We start from the raw sequence: 13,535 nt of genomic DNA on the forward strand, positions 1-13,535 counted from the left end.
GGTTTAGCCGGGCTGGTATTCATGGATGAATTGCTCGATCACATCAGTGAAATGCTCGTCTGCGGTAAAGCCCAGGTCCCGGGAGTAGGTGGCGCAAAAGGCGCCGGGCCAGGAGCCGACAATGCGCTCGATCGCCTGGTTGGGCTCCATGCGAATCCGTTCGGCCACTTGCGCACCGGCGGTCTGGCGCAGGGCATCGATCATGCGCTCAACGGTGATCGACAGGCCCGGCATGTTGATCACCCGGCCATGGACCAGTTGCTCGCCGCCCAGTTCATGGCCATGAATCAGGTTGCCAATGGCCTGTGCCGGCGACATCAGCCACAGGCGGGTGTCGAGTGGTACCGGACACACGCTGGGTTGGCCGTTGAGCGGCTCGCGGATAATCCCGCTGGCGAAGCTGGAGGCCGCCAGGTTGGGTTTGCCTGGGCGCACCACGATGGTCGGCATGCGCAGGCTGCGACCATCGACGAAGGCGCGCCGGCTGTAGTCGGCGAGCAGCAAGTCGTTCATGGCTTTTTGCGTGCCGTAGGAGCTTTGCGGCGCCCAGACCTGATTATCCGGCACCTGTTCCGGCAACTGTCCGCCGAACACCGCGACAGAGCTGGTCATCACCCATTTGGGGCACGTACCGAGCTGGCGCACGCGCTCCAGCATGTTCTGGGTTGCGCTGAAGTTGATGCGCATGCCCAATTCAAAGTCGCCTTCGGCCTGGCTGGAAACCACCGCAGCCAGATGGAAGATGCTGTCGGTGTTGGCATCGATCAGGCTTTCCAGCACTTGCGCGTTGGCGATATCGCCACACACCACTTTGACCCGGGGATCAGCGATCCCTGTGAGTTCGACCATGTCGAAGGCGAGGATCTGCCCGATGGGCCGCGACTGGCCAGTGCGGTCGGTGAGCGAACCACGCAGCAGCAGCGCTTCGATCAGGCGCCGGCCGAGGAAGCCGGCTGCACCGGTCACGAGAATATTCATGAGTTACTCCAAACGTCAGCGGTTGACGAGTTTTCCGGGAATTCTGAAGACCAGCAGGGCGCCGAGGAACAGGGCGCTCGCCATCACGTACATGCCGATTGTGGTGCTGTGGGTCAGGTCCTTGAGGAAGCCCATCAGGTACGGCGAGACAAAGCCCGCCAGGTTGCCCCAGGAGTTGATCAGCGCAATGCCGGCAGCGGCAGCCGTACCGCCGAGGAAGGCTGTCGGCAGGCTCCAGAACAAGGGCAGGGTGCTCATGGCCCCCATCGAGCCCAGGGTCAGGCCGATCATCGACACGGTAAAGTTGTCGCTCCAGGTGGCGGAGATGAACAGGCCGATACCCCCGAGCACGGCGGTCAGCGCCAGGTGCCAGCGCCGTTCGCGCAGCCGGTCGGCACTGCGTGAAACCACGATCATGGTGACTGCCGCGGCGGCGTACGGGATGGCGGTGAGCATGCCCACCTCAAACACATCGCTGACGCCGGCGTGGCGGATAAGGGTCGGCAACCAGAAACCGACGGTGTAGAACCCGGCGATCATGCAGAAGTAGATGGCCGTCAACAGCCAGATACGCGGTTGCAGGAACACCTCTTTAAGGCTGTGTTTCTGGTGGCCGACGGCTTCGGCGTCAATGCGTGCCTGCAGCAGGGTTTTTTCTTCGCGGGTGAGCCAGCCGGCGCTGGAGATCCGGTCGCTGAGGCAGAACACCACGAGGAAACCGACGGCAATCGAGGGCAGCCCTTCAAGGAAGAACAGCCATTGCCAGCCGGCATATCCATGCATACCGTTGAACGCGCTCATGATCCAGCCGGACAGCGGCGCGCCAATCAGCCCGGACAGCGGCACAGCGGTGGCAAACAGGGCATACATCTTGCCGCGGCGGTGGGTCGGGAACCAATAGGACAGATACAGGATGACACCCGGATAGAACCCGGCCTCGGCAATCCCCAGCAGGAAACGCATGATGTAGAAGGATGTCGGCGTGGTCACCAGGGCCATGGCCGAGGAGATGATGCCCCAGGTGATCATGATGCGGGCGATCCACAACCGCGCGCCGACGCGATGCAGGATCAGGTTGCTGGGCACCTCGACGAGGAAGTAGGCAATGAAGAAGATCCCTGCACCAAGGCCGTAGACGGCTTCGGAAAACTGCAAATCGTCAGACATCTGCAACTTGGCGAAACCGACGTTCACCCGGTCCAGGTAGGCGACCAGATAGCACAGCAGCAACAGCGGCATGATCCGCCACGCCACTTTGCGATACGCCAGGTTCTCGAAGCGATCTGCGGGTACGGCAGTACTGGTTTGAATCACTGACTCAGTCATGTGTTTCCCCCATCCTTATTTTTATAGTGGGTGGCGTTGTGTGTGTCGGATTACATGATGGGGCGTTTTTTATCATAATACGTCATACGAATTCAACGACTAAATCCCCAGGGGACGCCGGGTCTAAAATGCAGTACCTTTCACAGATTTGAGCCAGAGCTTTCTATGCCCACTGCTGACAAGTCTTCCTGTAGTGCCGATGCGCTGGGCGTCCTCAAGGACGCCGCCAAGGGCACACTGTCCGACCAGGTGACGGCGGCCCTCAAGGCCTACATCGCCAACGGTGAAGCACTGCCGGGCGATCGCCTGCCCACCGAGCCCGTACTCGCCGAGCGCTTCGGCGTGAGCCGGACGGTTATCCGTGAGGCCATTTCACGCCTCAAGTCAGCCGGCCTGGTGGAGGTGCGCCAGGGCAGCGGCACGGTGGTCAGCGAAGGTGCGCACATCAAGGCGTTCACCATTGACCTGGATGTGGGCGGGTCAATCGAGGCGGTGTTGCGCGTCACCGAACTACGCCGTGGCATCGAAGGTGAAGCGGCGGCACTGGCGGCGCAACGGCACTCACCGGCGCAACTGGAAGCGATCCACCAGGCGCTGAAGGCCATTGATACGGCCGAGCAGGGGAGTCGCGACGGGGTTGAGGAGGACTTGGCGTTCCATCACTCCATTTCCAAGGCGACCGGCAATCCGCTGTATCCGTCATTGCACGAATTCATCGCGCAGTTCATCAAAGAAGCGATCCGCATCACCCGCTCCAACGAAGAACGCCGCCGCGACCTGGCCAAGACCGTCCGGGCCGAGCACTTTGCGGTGTACGCCGCCATTGCCGCACGCGACCCGCAAGCCGCGCGCCAGGCGGCGCTGGAGCATATCAATAATGCGGTTGAGCGGCTCAAGAGTGCTGATCCTGCGTTTTGGCAGAGTCCGGGGGCGAGGAAGGGTTAGCATTTTAGCTTGGGAGTGTAAGTGGATTATTATAACTAAACTAAACAGTTATTTAGTTTAGTTATAGTCAAGAGCATAGCTAAACGTTTGGCATCATATAGGGACGATCTATATGCGGGGAAGGCTTACGTCAGGTCTGTGGGTGGCATGTTTCGTGATCAGTGCTACAGCGCTGGCGGATGAACTACCGCGTAGCGAGCAGTTAAAAGCATTCCGCGCTGCTGGATTTAACCAAGAGACGTCGGAGTGCGAAATCGAGACAACAGGTAGCTACACGCCGGTAACCATGGAATTGGTTGAGGACCTGAACGGTGACGGCCGGCCGGATGCGTTGATTACCGAAGGCAGCACTTACTGTTATGGGCAAGCGGGTACTGGATTTTATCTAGTCAGTCAGCAGTCTGACGGCCACTGGAAACTCATGCTCAAAGAAAGCGGCGCCGCTGAGTTTCTCGCTAGCAAAGGCAGTAATGGTTGGCCTGATGTCAAGGTCGGCGGCCCGGGCTCTTGTTTCCCAGTACTGCGTTACGACGGGCAACGATATCGATTTCATCACAGTGTTGGTGAACGGTGTGCTGACTCGCCATAAACGTCAGATGGCCCAAGACTCAAACGAAGGCAAGTCAGTGACGGCGACGGAGGCTGCTTTTGAATCTGGCACGCAGTGGTTCTAGGTCGCTTAGTGAAAAGCAGCCTCCAGAGCCCCCCAGCTCCGCATAGGATAGTTCGCATAATGTATATTATGTTAAATCAAGTGGCTGTCGATGAAACTGATTCAACGCAGGTTCTCTTCAGGTCAACGACTACCGCTGCTTGTACAAGCCTAGAGCGGCGCTTTGAGAGCCATATCATCAATGCTCGTTCCGACCGCACTCGTTACCGCAGCCTGACAGATACGCAACTCCAGATCGTTCGCACGCTGAACGTTGCGCACCGAAGGTGAACTGAACGGGACGCCCTTGTTGATCACTTAAACAACGAAACCGCTGCAGTTGGGCCCTTGCGCTCTTGGGTCAGGATAAACAACACACCGACGATAGGAATAATCGCCGCCGCAAATGGAATCGCTTGTGCACCGAAATGGCTGTCAATGACTGCGCCACCAATCATTCCACCCAGGGCGTTGGCAACATTGAACGCCGAGATATTCGCCGTGGCTGCCAACTCCGGCGCTTTACCGCCGTAGTTCATCACCCGCATCTGCAGCGCCGGGACATTGGCAAATGAGGTTACACCAAAGGCAAAAACAGCCAACAGAAACGCGTATGGGTTGCTCGACACTAGGTACGCCACGACCAGCGACGCGATCATCGCCAAAGGCCAGCCAATCAGCGACAGACGCAGGTTGGCATCGGCGGTCCTGCCACCCAGGCTATTGCCGATGACCAGGCCAATCCCAACGATCATCAACACCCACGTGACGTTACCGCGATCGATGCTTGCAACTTGCTCGGCAAAGGGCGCCACGTAACCGTAGAACGTCATGAAGCCAACCCAACTGAGAACGGTAATCAGCAGGCTCGCCAACAAGTTACGGTCACGTAGCCCAGCCAGTTGCCCCATCACGGAGACGGCCTTTTCCTGTCCTTGTCGCTCGATGTTAGTGGCAATCGCCACGGCTGCCACTGCCCCCAATGCCGCGACCACAAAAAACGCTGCGTGCCACCCCAGCGCATTGCCAATCCACGCCCCTGCCGGCACACCCAGTACATTGGCCAGGGTCAGGCCAGCAAACATTTGGCCCACTGCACGCCCCGCCATCTGCGGCGCGACCAAACGCGTGGCAACTACCGCGCCGATCCCATAAAACGGGCCTTGGGTCAGGCCGGCCAGGACACGGCTGATCAGCAGCACGGTGTAATCCTGGCTGAGCGCGGTGATCAGGTTGGCGACGATAAACAGCACCATCAACCCCAGTAACACATTGCGTTTCTCAAAGCGCGATAGCCACAGGGTCAGCAAAGGCCCCCCCACGACAATGGATAGGGCATAGGCAGTGATCAACGATCCTGTCTGGCCTTCGCTGATCGCCAGGCTTTCAGCCACTTGCGGCAGGATACCGGCGATCACAAACTCCGCCGTACCAATGGCGAACGCCGCCAGCGTGAGGATCCATACTTGAAAAGGCATTTTGGTTGAGTCAGTCATCGGTGTTTCTCCACGGGTGCGGTTGGGGGGCTACCAGCTGTTTTCAGAAGAGGGGCCAGGGAAAACGGTCTCTAGCAACTGCCCGCCCGGGGTGCGCAAAAAAATCCGCTGCCACGGATTTCGTGGGGGCGAGTGCCCTCCTCCAGGTCAAAGACTTGAATCAGGAAGTCGCGGATAGCGCGAAGGTCGCGGGTTCGTAGGGTGACGTGATCGATATGCACGATGTCGTTCCTCAAGAGTGAATGCAGAAACGATATCCTTGAAGCCCAAGGCGTAGAATCCATTCAAAAGCACAATCATATTCAGGGAAATCCGGATAATGCTCTTCGAGAACCTCGCGCTGTTTTTATTGATTGTCGAGAAAGGCGGATTGTCGGCGGCAGGCCGCGAGGTCGGACTTTCGCCCACGTCTGTGTCGGAACGGCTCGGGGCTCTGGAAAGGCACTACGGCGCAACCCTGCTGACCCGTACGACACGTTCGATCAGCCTGACGGACGAAGGACGGATGCTGATGGAGGGCGCCCGGCGCCTGCTCGCCGAAGCTGAAGACATCGAGAGCAATATCAAACTGGGCACCGAAAGGATCTCGGGCCTGATACGCCTGAGCGTCCCCGTCGACCTGGGCCGCAACCGCATCGTGCCGATCCTTGATGACTTTCTGCAGGCGCATCCCAACGTCAGCCTCGACCTGAACCTGACCGATGGCTACCTGGATCTCGCGGGGCAAGGGATTGATTTCGCCATTCGATATGGCGCCCTGTCCGACAGCACCCTGCGCGTCAGAAAGCTCAGCGAGGGCCGTAGGGTCGTGTGTGCATCCCCCGCTTATCTCACGGCCCACGGCACGCCCCAACACCCATCGGACCTGGCGCAACAGCAGTGCATCCTGATGCGCTTTGGCAGCAGCATCCACCGTGAATGGCAGTTCCGCGCCGATGGTCGTACATTCAAGGTTCTGGTGTCAGGCAGGCGTATTGCCAATGACGGTGATCAGGTGCGCCAGTGGTGCCTGGCCGGTCACGGCATCTGTATCAAGTCCTACATCGATGTGCGTGATGACTTGGACGCAGGCCGACTGGTCGAGGTGCTGGAGAGCTACTCTCTGCCGGGCGTGGACTTGCAGATTGTCTACCCTTCCGGCCACGTAGTGCCGCGCCGGGTCAAACTGCTGATGGACGAAATCTCCTTGAAGCTGGCAACTTGAGCGCGCTCCAAGGAGATGTTTCAGAGCTGACCTGAGAGCTTGCGCCCTACTGAGCCCAGGCGGAAAAATCCGAGTAGCCACGTTCGGTACCGCCAAATAGCTCGGCACCTTCGAGACCCGCTAACGGGTACCCCTTCTCCAGCCGCAGAGGCAGATCCGGATTGGCGACAAACTTGCGTCCGAAGGCAACATAATCTGCGTAGCCTTTTTCCAGGACCCATTCTGCGAGTTCCAGGTCGTACTTACCGGCCACCACAATCGCATTGCGAAAGCGCTCGCGCACGGCTTGGCGGAAGTCCTCGGGAAACTTGGGGGCATCATCCCAGTCCGCTTCGACCAGGTGCAGGTAGGCAATGCCCTTGCCTTGCAAATAGCTGGTTGCTTCCAACAAGGTGGGCAGAATGTCCGGGCACGCCATGCCACGTGCCGTAAGAAACGGCGCAACGCGGATCGCCGTACGGGCGGCTCCCACTTCATCAATCACTGCATCCATGACTTCCTTGAGAAAGCGCAGGCGGTTCTCGCGCGATCCGCCGTACTCATCTGTACGAACATTAGACGTGGTACGTAGGAACTGGTCGATCAGGTAGCCGTTGGCCCCATGCACTTCGACACCGTCGAAACCCGCGGTCATGGCATTACGCGCAGCCTTACGATAATCGTCGACGATGGCGTGGATTTCGTTACGCTCCAGCGCCCGTGGTGTCGGGCACGGGGCCATGCTGCCGACAGCCGATTCGGCGTCCACTTTCCAGATGCTGCCGTCAAACGCAATTGCAGACGGCGCGACCGGCAATTGGCCATTGTGGAAATCAGGGTGCGACATACGCCCTACATGCCACAACTGCAGGAAAATTCGCCCGCCAGCGGCATGCACCGCATCGGTCACCAGGCGCCAGCCGGCGACCTGTTCGTCACTGTAAATACCTGGGGTGAATGAATAGCCCTTGCCCTGGGGCGAGATCTGCGTGGCTTCAGTAACAATGAACGCGGCCGACGCCCGCTGTGCGTAATACACCGCGTTCATGGCGTTCGGCACATCGCCAGGCTGGGTGCTGCGCGAGCGGGTCATGGGCGCCATGACTACACGGTTGGGGGTGTGCAGTTGGCCAACAACGCCAGGGGTAAAAAGTGTGGACATCAGTGTCTCCTCGTAGATAGTCGGTGGTGCCAATGACCACAGAATATCTATGAGGGGATTTCTTGATAATCGACTCGGTTCGGGAAATATATTCCGGTGAATCCGGATAATGCGATGGTAGGCAGACGCAAAGCCAGCATGATCAAAAGAAGGTGGGTAACTCAAGCGCCAAAATTAAAGGCAATAGAAATACGCGGACGCGTCCCTTCAAAACGTCTTACGGAATGCATCAGCCACGACGGGAACATAATGAACGTTCCGCTGGTAGCGGCATAAGTCGTACTAAAACCGGCGGTAAGACAATCTTCCACTCTCATGCGCAACGCAGGATTGTAGGTCGATGCAACCATACCGCGTGGGTCGATAAACTCCAGGTCACCGCCAACAGCCGGATCCTCCTCTCGCCCGCCCGCATCCACCCAATAAACCCCCGACCAAAATGCCCCCGGGTGGCCATGCAACGCATTGCTGTGGCCCGCCTGGTTAACGTTTACCCAGGCATTGAGTTTCCATGCAAAACTCGGTTCAGTTAGGCCGTACTGCTCGCTATGCACCGCCGTCAGTTGAGTGGCGAACTCCTTGGCAAAGCCGACCAACGCATCGCAGGCCTGCCCGCCCCATTCCGGGAAGTCGCTGGCCGACTGCCAGCCGCCGTCGTTACTACGCTGCGTGCCGCCCTGATCGCTCGCCATGCGACAGGTGATCAGGGTTTTGAGCTCTGCATTGAGTTCTTCTGCATCGGGGTACTGGAGACAGGCCAGGGGAGTTGCAAACAGTCGCCTGATGTTTATCAGCTCAGGGTTTACCGGGTTATTGCTGGAGTGCATTGAGCGTCGACCAAGTTGCGTTAATTGCAGCAGACCTTACCTGACGAACTAAAGCACATATGTAAACCTTTGTTAAAAATTTATGGACTTCAGTCAAACTACATAAGTTGATCAGCTTTCATCCCGCGGCTAACGATCACGCCTCAATCGCGCGAAGTTCGCAGGTAATTATCAACAGAAACAAGACCGGCTCCCGTGTTAACCCGGCAAACACCACAAAATACTCTGGATACGGTAAACCTATACTTCCAAAGTAATCACGAGACACTAAGTACTCTATAGATCTCAGCAACCACCTGCCTTGTTGCGTCTTCGATCGATCCTTCATTCCGACATAAAACCCAACCGTGATTCGCAACCGCTCGCTCGAACGCCTCGGTACACGCCACATGTTCTTCCAACCTATGGATCACCGTGCTGCTCAGCCCACGCCGTCGCGCCGCAGCCCTCGCCCATGAAACCCCAGGTGCGGTGACAATCCCCACATGCAAGTCCGGTACTTGCACGTTTCGGTCAATGTTCAATTGCAGAATCTCTGCAAACGGCACTATGCGGCGAAACGCTGCATCGGATGGGTACCAGCGATCAATCAACACAATCCTACCGGGTAGCTGTTTAGCCAGGACGTGTTGAGAAATCCACGCACGGCTGTCCGCGAGGCGTTCACAAATCTCCCACTCCAGGTCCCGCGAGGGATTTCTGACCAGCGTGTTAACGAGGGTCATTGTTTCCCGTCTAAAGGGATCGCTTTTTTTCTCGCACAGTCGGATGACCTTTTTGTTGTCCGCCCTTAGTGCTTTGGTAACGGCTTCCAACAGTGTGGTTTTGCCGGTGCCCTTGGGCCCATCCAGAGCAACAAACAGCAGACGATTCATTGCTGCAGTTCAACCAACCGCTGCTTGTAACTGTCGCGCACGCAGGCCTGTTTGTCGTCAGCCTTCCAGCAGTCGTTGCGGCCCTTGATCCAGCCACGTTGTTCGGCCTTGAGCATCTTGGCCTGGCTACCGGCCTTTTTCAGCGCGGCGCTGTAGGTGCTCGCCATTTGGCGATCAAGGGCGCTAAGCGCTTCGCTGGCGCAGATCAGCGTCTCTATTGAGCTGCTCAAGTTCGCGCTGCACTTGAACGAAGGCCCCGTCTGGGCGTGTGCGTCGAGGACAAAAATGGCCACTGGCAACAGCGCCGCTCGGATAAATAAATGCATGAGGGGGTTCCTAACGGTATTGGGTTCGCCTACTAGGATAAGCCTTGATGGATAATGTTTAACCGTCATGCCTTTAAAGCTCCAATGTCCAGGCCAGCAAAGTACTTGTGCGCAATAGTGGCATTTTAGCCAGCCGTTTTCGACATCATCTAACTCTCAAATCAGCTGTGGCACACGTTGCCCCCGGGTAAACTGCCGGCCTGATCCACTTCTTGAATAAAAGAGCCCCCATGAGCCACCTAGACTACACCCCCGACCTCGACCCCGATTCCATCTCATCCGACGTGATCGGCTTCAACGGCATCCTGGTCTCCACCCAAATCCCCGTGCGTGCCGATGGCAGCCTGGAGCTGGGCGATATCACCGTGCAAAGTGAATGCACCTTGCAAGCCCTCAAGGTCGCCCTTGAACGTGCAGGTAGTTCCATGGACCGGGTCATGCACTTGACCATCTACCTCACTGACATGGCCGACCGCGCCGCATTCAACGAGGTGTACAAGCGCTTCTTCGGCAAACCCTGGCCGGTACGCGCGGCTGTTGGCGTGGCCGCATTGGCGGTCGAAGGCATGCGCGTGGAAGTCACGGCGATGGCCGCCAAGGGCTGAGCCCGGCAGGTTATTGGGCATCCAGCGGGTGCCGGTCAGGCGATTCACGGCTACAATGCGCACCTCAACCGTGACAAGCCTGACTAAAAAAACTATGTCCTTGCCCAAGCATCATCTGGAATTGCTCAGCCCTGCCCGCGATGTCGCCATCGCGCGCGAGGCTATCCTGCACGGCGCCGACGCTGTGTATATCGGCGGCCCGAGCTTCGGTGCGCGCCACAACGCCTGCAACGACGTGAGCGAGATCGCCCAACTGGTGGAGTTCGCCCGTCGTTACCACGCCCGCGTGTTCACCACCATCAACACCATCCTGCATGACGACGAACTGGAGCCAGCGCGCAAGCTGATCCACCAGTTGTACGATGCCGGGGTTGATGCGTTGATCGTCCAGGACCTGGGCGTGATGGAGCTGGATATCCCGCCCATCGAGCTGCATGCCAGCACCCAGACCGACATCCGCACCCTGAACCGGGCCAAGTTCCTCGACCAGGCCGGGTTCTCCCAACTGGTGCTGGCCCGCGAGCTGAACCTTCAGGAAATCCGTGCGATTGCCGATGAAACCGATGCCGCCATCGAGTTCTTCATCCACGGCGCGTTGTGCGTGGCGTTCTCCGGGCAGTGCAATATTTCCCACGCGCAAAACGGCCGTAGCGCGAACCGTGGCGACTGCTCCCAGGCCTGCCGCCTGCCCTACACCCTCAAGGATGACCAGGGCCGCGTCGTCGCCTTTGAAAAACACCTGTTGTCGATGAAAGACAACAACCAGAGCGCCAACCTGCGCGCCCTGGTGGATGCCGGCGTGCGCTCGTTCAAGATCGAGGGCCGCTACAAAGACATGGGCTATGTGAAGAACATCACCGCCTATTACCGCCAGCGCCTGGACGAAATCCTCGAAGACCGCCCGGACCTGGCCCGCGCCTCCAGCGGCCGCACTGCGCATTTCTTCCTGCCAGACCCGGAAAAGACCTTCCACCGCGGCAGCACCGACTACTTCGTCAGCGACCGCAAGATTGATATCGGCGCCTTCGACACCCCGACCTTTACCGGCTTGCCGGTAGGTGTGGTGGAAAAAGCCGGCAAACGCGACTTGCAGGTAATCACCCACGAGCCGCTGTCCAACGGTGACGGCCTGAACGTGCTGATCAAGCGCGAAGTCGTAGGTTTTCGCGCCAATATCGCCGAGCCTAAAGGCGAGTTCGAAGAAGACGGCGAAAAGCGCTACCGCTACCGTGTCGAGCCCAACGAAATGCCGGCGGGCCTGCATCAACTACGACCGAATCACCCGCTCAACCGCAACCTCGACCATAACTGGCAGCAAGCGTTGCTCAAGACCTCGGCCGAGCGCCGGATTGGCGTGTCCTGGCAGGCGTGCCTGCGCGAAGACCAACTGCAACTGACCGCCACCAGTGAAGAAGGCGTGAGCGCCAGCACCACCCTGCCCGGCCCGTTCGGCGTGGCCAACAAGCCGGAACAGGCACTGGACACCCTGCGCGACCTGCTTGGCCAACTGGGCACCACCCAGTATCACGCCACGGCGATCGAGCTGGATGCGCCGCAGGCGTACTTCATTCCCAACTCGCAACTCAAGGCCTTGCGCCGCGATGTGATCGAAGCGCTGACCGTGGCCCGTGTCGAGGCCCACCCCCGTGGTGGTCGCAAGGCCGAAACCACACCGCCGCCGGTGTACCCGGAATCGCACCTGTCGTTCCTGGCCAACGTCTACAACCAGAAGGCCCGCGATTTCTATCACCGCCACGGCGTGAAGTTGATCGACGCAGCCTACGAGGCCCACGAAGAAACCGGTGAAGTGCCGGTGATGATCACCAAGCACTGCCTGCGTTTCTCCTTCAACCTGTGCCCCAAGCAGGCCAAGGGCGTGACCGGCGTACGGACCAAGGTCGCGCCGATGCAGCTGATTCATGGCGACGAAGTACTGACCCTGAAATTCGACTGCAAGCCTTGTGAAATGCACGTGGTGGGCAAGATCAAGGGCCATATCCTCGACCTGCCGTTGCCGGGCAGCGGTGTGCAGCAGCAGGTCGTGGGGCATATCAGCCCGGCGGACCTGCTCAAGACCATCCCCCGCGCACCGCACTGACCCACGCCCTTGTAGGAGCCGGCTTGCCGGCGATGGCGATCTGGAAGGCGCTATCGCCGGCAAGCCGGCTCCTACAAGGGGCGCCTGGATGGCGGCAGATCGTGTTCAGCACGCCACCACCAGCCTCGCTGCAACCCCGCCGCCGCTAGCAATATTGCCGCAACCCCCAGCCATTGGGCCCAGCCCAGACGATGCCCGTAGGCCATCCAGTCAACCAGAATCGCCGCAATCGGGTAGATGAACGACAGCGCCCCGGTCAATGCCGTCGGCAGCTTTTGAATCGCACCATACAGCAGCACATACATCAGGCCGGTGTGCACCACCCCCAGTGTCAACAGCGCCGCCCAGGCATCAACCGGCGCCCAAAGGCTGTGCCACGAAACCAGCGGCACCAACAGCACCGCACCGGTACTCACTTGAATCAGCGCCAGCAGATGGGGCGGCACAGCCTTCAGCCGCTTGATGATCAGTGCAGCGATGGCATACAAAAGGGCCGCGCCCAGCGCCTGGGCCACGCCCCACAGGTATTGATCACCGCTGCCCTGCTGCTCGCCATGGGCGGTGACGATAGCCAACATGCCCATGAATGACACGCTCAGCCACGCCAGCTTCTGTACGGTGATTTTCTCGCCAAGCAACAGCGCCGCGAGGATCACCAGCATAAATGGCTGAACGTTATAGACCGCCGTGCTGATGGCAATCGACGCCTTGGCATAAGACGCAAACAGCAACAGCCAGTTACCCACGATGGCCACGCCGCTCAACATGGCCCAGCCGAGTGTTGAATAACTCAGCCATGTACTGCGCAAATACCCCAGGCGCCAGCACACCAGCAACAGGGTCAAGGCGCCAATGACGCAACGCCAGAACACCACCTCAATGACCGGCACGCCAGACACCAGCACGAACCAGCCGATCGTGCCGGAGATCAGCATGGCACCGACCATTTCCCATGAGCCGCGACGTATGGATGTGTCCATGATTTAGCTCCTCGAATGAGGCTAAATTATGGCAATCTGCGTCGATCAGGCTCCAGCGCCTGAATAAGGCCAAAGGTAGTCA

At 58.9% G+C, this 13,535-nt stretch carries 13 protein-coding genes; 5 read left to right on the top strand and 8 right to left on the bottom strand.

Features of this window, described 5'->3' with window-relative positions; all coding sequences use genetic code 11:
• Positions 1–3: 3 nt before the first annotated feature.
• Both denD and HBO19_RS09050 read right to left on the bottom strand, forming a co-directional pair.
• Positions 4–978, bottom strand: a complete 975-nt coding sequence (denD, locus tag HBO19_RS09045; protein ID WP_170057333.1) for a D-erythronate dehydrogenase — start codon at positions 976–978, stop codon at positions 4–6.
• A gap of 15 nt (positions 979–993) precedes the next feature.
• Positions 994–2,304, bottom strand: a complete 1,311-nt coding sequence (locus HBO19_RS09050) for an MFS transporter (RefSeq protein WP_170057334.1) — start codon at positions 2,302–2,304, stop codon at positions 994–996.
• 165 nt (positions 2,305–2,469) lie between these two features.
• Between HBO19_RS09050 and HBO19_RS09055 the strand changes: the two genes are divergently transcribed.
• Both HBO19_RS09055 and HBO19_RS09060 read left to right on the top strand, forming a co-directional pair.
• Positions 2,470–3,249, top strand: coding sequence for a FadR/GntR family transcriptional regulator (locus HBO19_RS09055; RefSeq protein WP_170057335.1), 780 nt, complete (start codon positions 2,470–2,472; stop codon positions 3,247–3,249).
• 154 nt (positions 3,250–3,403) lie between these two features.
• Entirely contained in the window at positions 3,404–3,838 is a 435-nt protein-coding gene (locus HBO19_RS09060; protein WP_170041405.1) for a hypothetical protein, read from the top strand.
• Between the two features lie 377 nt (positions 3,839–4,215).
• On the opposite strand, the gene HBO19_RS09065 is transcribed toward HBO19_RS09060, so the two are convergent.
• Positions 4,216–5,397 (bottom strand): MFS transporter, encoded by a 1,182-nt coding sequence (locus HBO19_RS09065; RefSeq protein WP_170041416.1) that lies wholly within the window; start codon positions 5,395–5,397, stop codon positions 4,216–4,218.
• 319 nt (positions 5,398–5,716) lie between these two features.
• Between HBO19_RS09065 and HBO19_RS09070 the strand changes: the two genes are divergently transcribed.
• Entirely contained in the window at positions 5,717–6,601 is an 885-nt protein-coding gene (locus HBO19_RS09070; protein WP_169951618.1) for a LysR family transcriptional regulator, read from the top strand.
• A gap of 46 nt (positions 6,602–6,647) precedes the next feature.
• On the opposite strand, the gene HBO19_RS09075 is transcribed toward HBO19_RS09070, so the two are convergent.
• The 4 genes from HBO19_RS09075 to HBO19_RS09090 form a co-directional block, all read right to left on the bottom strand.
• Positions 6,648–7,742: an alkene reductase gene (locus HBO19_RS09075; protein ID WP_170041417.1), complete on the bottom strand. Its 1,095-nt coding sequence runs from the start codon at positions 7,740–7,742 to the stop codon at positions 6,648–6,650.
• A 161-nt stretch (positions 7,743–7,903) separates the two neighbouring features.
• Positions 7,904–8,569 carry a TIGR02466 family protein gene (locus HBO19_RS09080; protein ID WP_169951614.1) on the bottom strand — a complete coding sequence of 222 codons (666 nt, stop codon included), beginning with the start codon at positions 8,567–8,569 and terminating at the stop codon, positions 7,904–7,906.
• Positions 8,570–8,826: 257 nt separating this feature from the next.
• Complete coding sequence (locus HBO19_RS09085; RefSeq protein ID WP_170057336.1) at positions 8,827–9,444, bottom strand: dTMP kinase; 618 nt, start codon at positions 9,442–9,444, stop codon at positions 8,827–8,829.
• Complete coding sequence (locus tag HBO19_RS09090) at positions 9,441–9,770, bottom strand: lysozyme inhibitor LprI family protein (RefSeq protein WP_169951610.1); 330 nt, start codon at positions 9,768–9,770, stop codon at positions 9,441–9,443. Before HBO19_RS09090 ends, HBO19_RS09085 begins: the two co-directional genes overlap by 4 nt.
• Positions 9,771–10,000: 230 nt before the next feature.
• Between HBO19_RS09090 and HBO19_RS09095 the strand changes: the two genes are divergently transcribed.
• Together HBO19_RS09095 and HBO19_RS09100 are read left to right on the top strand one after the other, a co-directional pair.
• A complete protein-coding gene (locus tag HBO19_RS09095; protein ID WP_169951607.1) occupies positions 10,001–10,375 on the top strand; it encodes a RidA family protein in 375 nt (124 codons plus the stop codon).
• 94 nt (positions 10,376–10,469) lie between these two features.
• Positions 10,470–12,473, top strand: a complete 2,004-nt coding sequence (locus tag HBO19_RS09100) for a U32 family peptidase (protein ID WP_169951605.1) — start codon at positions 10,470–10,472, stop codon at positions 12,471–12,473.
• A 71-nt stretch (positions 12,474–12,544) separates the two neighbouring features.
• Here the strand turns inward: HBO19_RS09100 and HBO19_RS09105 are convergent, their stop codons facing one another.
• Entirely contained in the window at positions 12,545–13,453 is a 909-nt protein-coding gene (locus tag HBO19_RS09105) for a DMT family transporter (protein WP_169951603.1), read from the bottom strand.
• Positions 13,454–13,535 lie beyond the last annotated feature (82 nt).

Source organism: Pseudomonas sp. WS 5021 (assembly GCF_012985535.1).
Classification (GTDB): domain Bacteria; phylum Pseudomonadota; class Gammaproteobacteria; order Pseudomonadales; family Pseudomonadaceae; genus Aquipseudomonas.

What these genes read in the sequence shown, in the direction of transcription:
- denD (WP_170057333.1), bottom strand. Translation starts at nt 978, where the DNA reads ATGAATATTCTCGTGACCGGTGCAGCCGGCTTCCTCGGCCGGCGCCTG.
- HBO19_RS09075 (WP_170041417.1), bottom strand. Translation starts at nt 7,742, where the DNA reads ATGTCCACACTTTTTACCCCTGGCGTTGTTGGCCAACTGCACACCCCC.
- HBO19_RS09100 (WP_169951605.1), top strand. Translation starts at nt 10,470, where the DNA reads ATGTCCTTGCCCAAGCATCATCTGGAATTGCTCAGCCCTGCCCGCGAT.
- HBO19_RS09055 (WP_170057335.1), top strand. Translation starts at nt 2,470, where the DNA reads ATGCCCACTGCTGACAAGTCTTCCTGTAGTGCCGATGCGCTGGGCGTC.
- HBO19_RS09090 (WP_169951610.1), bottom strand. Translation starts at nt 9,770, where the DNA reads ATGCATTTATTTATCCGAGCGGCGCTGTTGCCAGTGGCCATTTTTGTC.
- HBO19_RS09050 (WP_170057334.1), bottom strand. Translation starts at nt 2,304, where the DNA reads ATGACTGAGTCAGTGATTCAAACCAGTACTGCCGTACCCGCAGATCGC.
- HBO19_RS09105 (WP_169951603.1), bottom strand. Translation starts at nt 13,453, where the DNA reads ATGGACACATCCATACGTCGCGGCTCATGGGAAATGGTCGGTGCCATG.
- HBO19_RS09095 (WP_169951607.1), top strand. Translation starts at nt 10,001, where the DNA reads ATGAGCCACCTAGACTACACCCCCGACCTCGACCCCGATTCCATCTCA.
- HBO19_RS09065 (WP_170041416.1), bottom strand. Translation starts at nt 5,397, where the DNA reads ATGACTGACTCAACCAAAATGCCTTTTCAAGTATGGATCCTCACGCTG.
- HBO19_RS09080 (WP_169951614.1), bottom strand. Translation starts at nt 8,569, where the DNA reads ATGCACTCCAGCAATAACCCGGTAAACCCTGAGCTGATAAACATCAGG.
- HBO19_RS09070 (WP_169951618.1), top strand. Translation starts at nt 5,717, where the DNA reads ATGCTCTTCGAGAACCTCGCGCTGTTTTTATTGATTGTCGAGAAAGGC.
- HBO19_RS09085 (WP_170057336.1), bottom strand. Translation starts at nt 9,444, where the DNA reads ATGAATCGTCTGCTGTTTGTTGCTCTGGATGGGCCCAAGGGCACCGGC.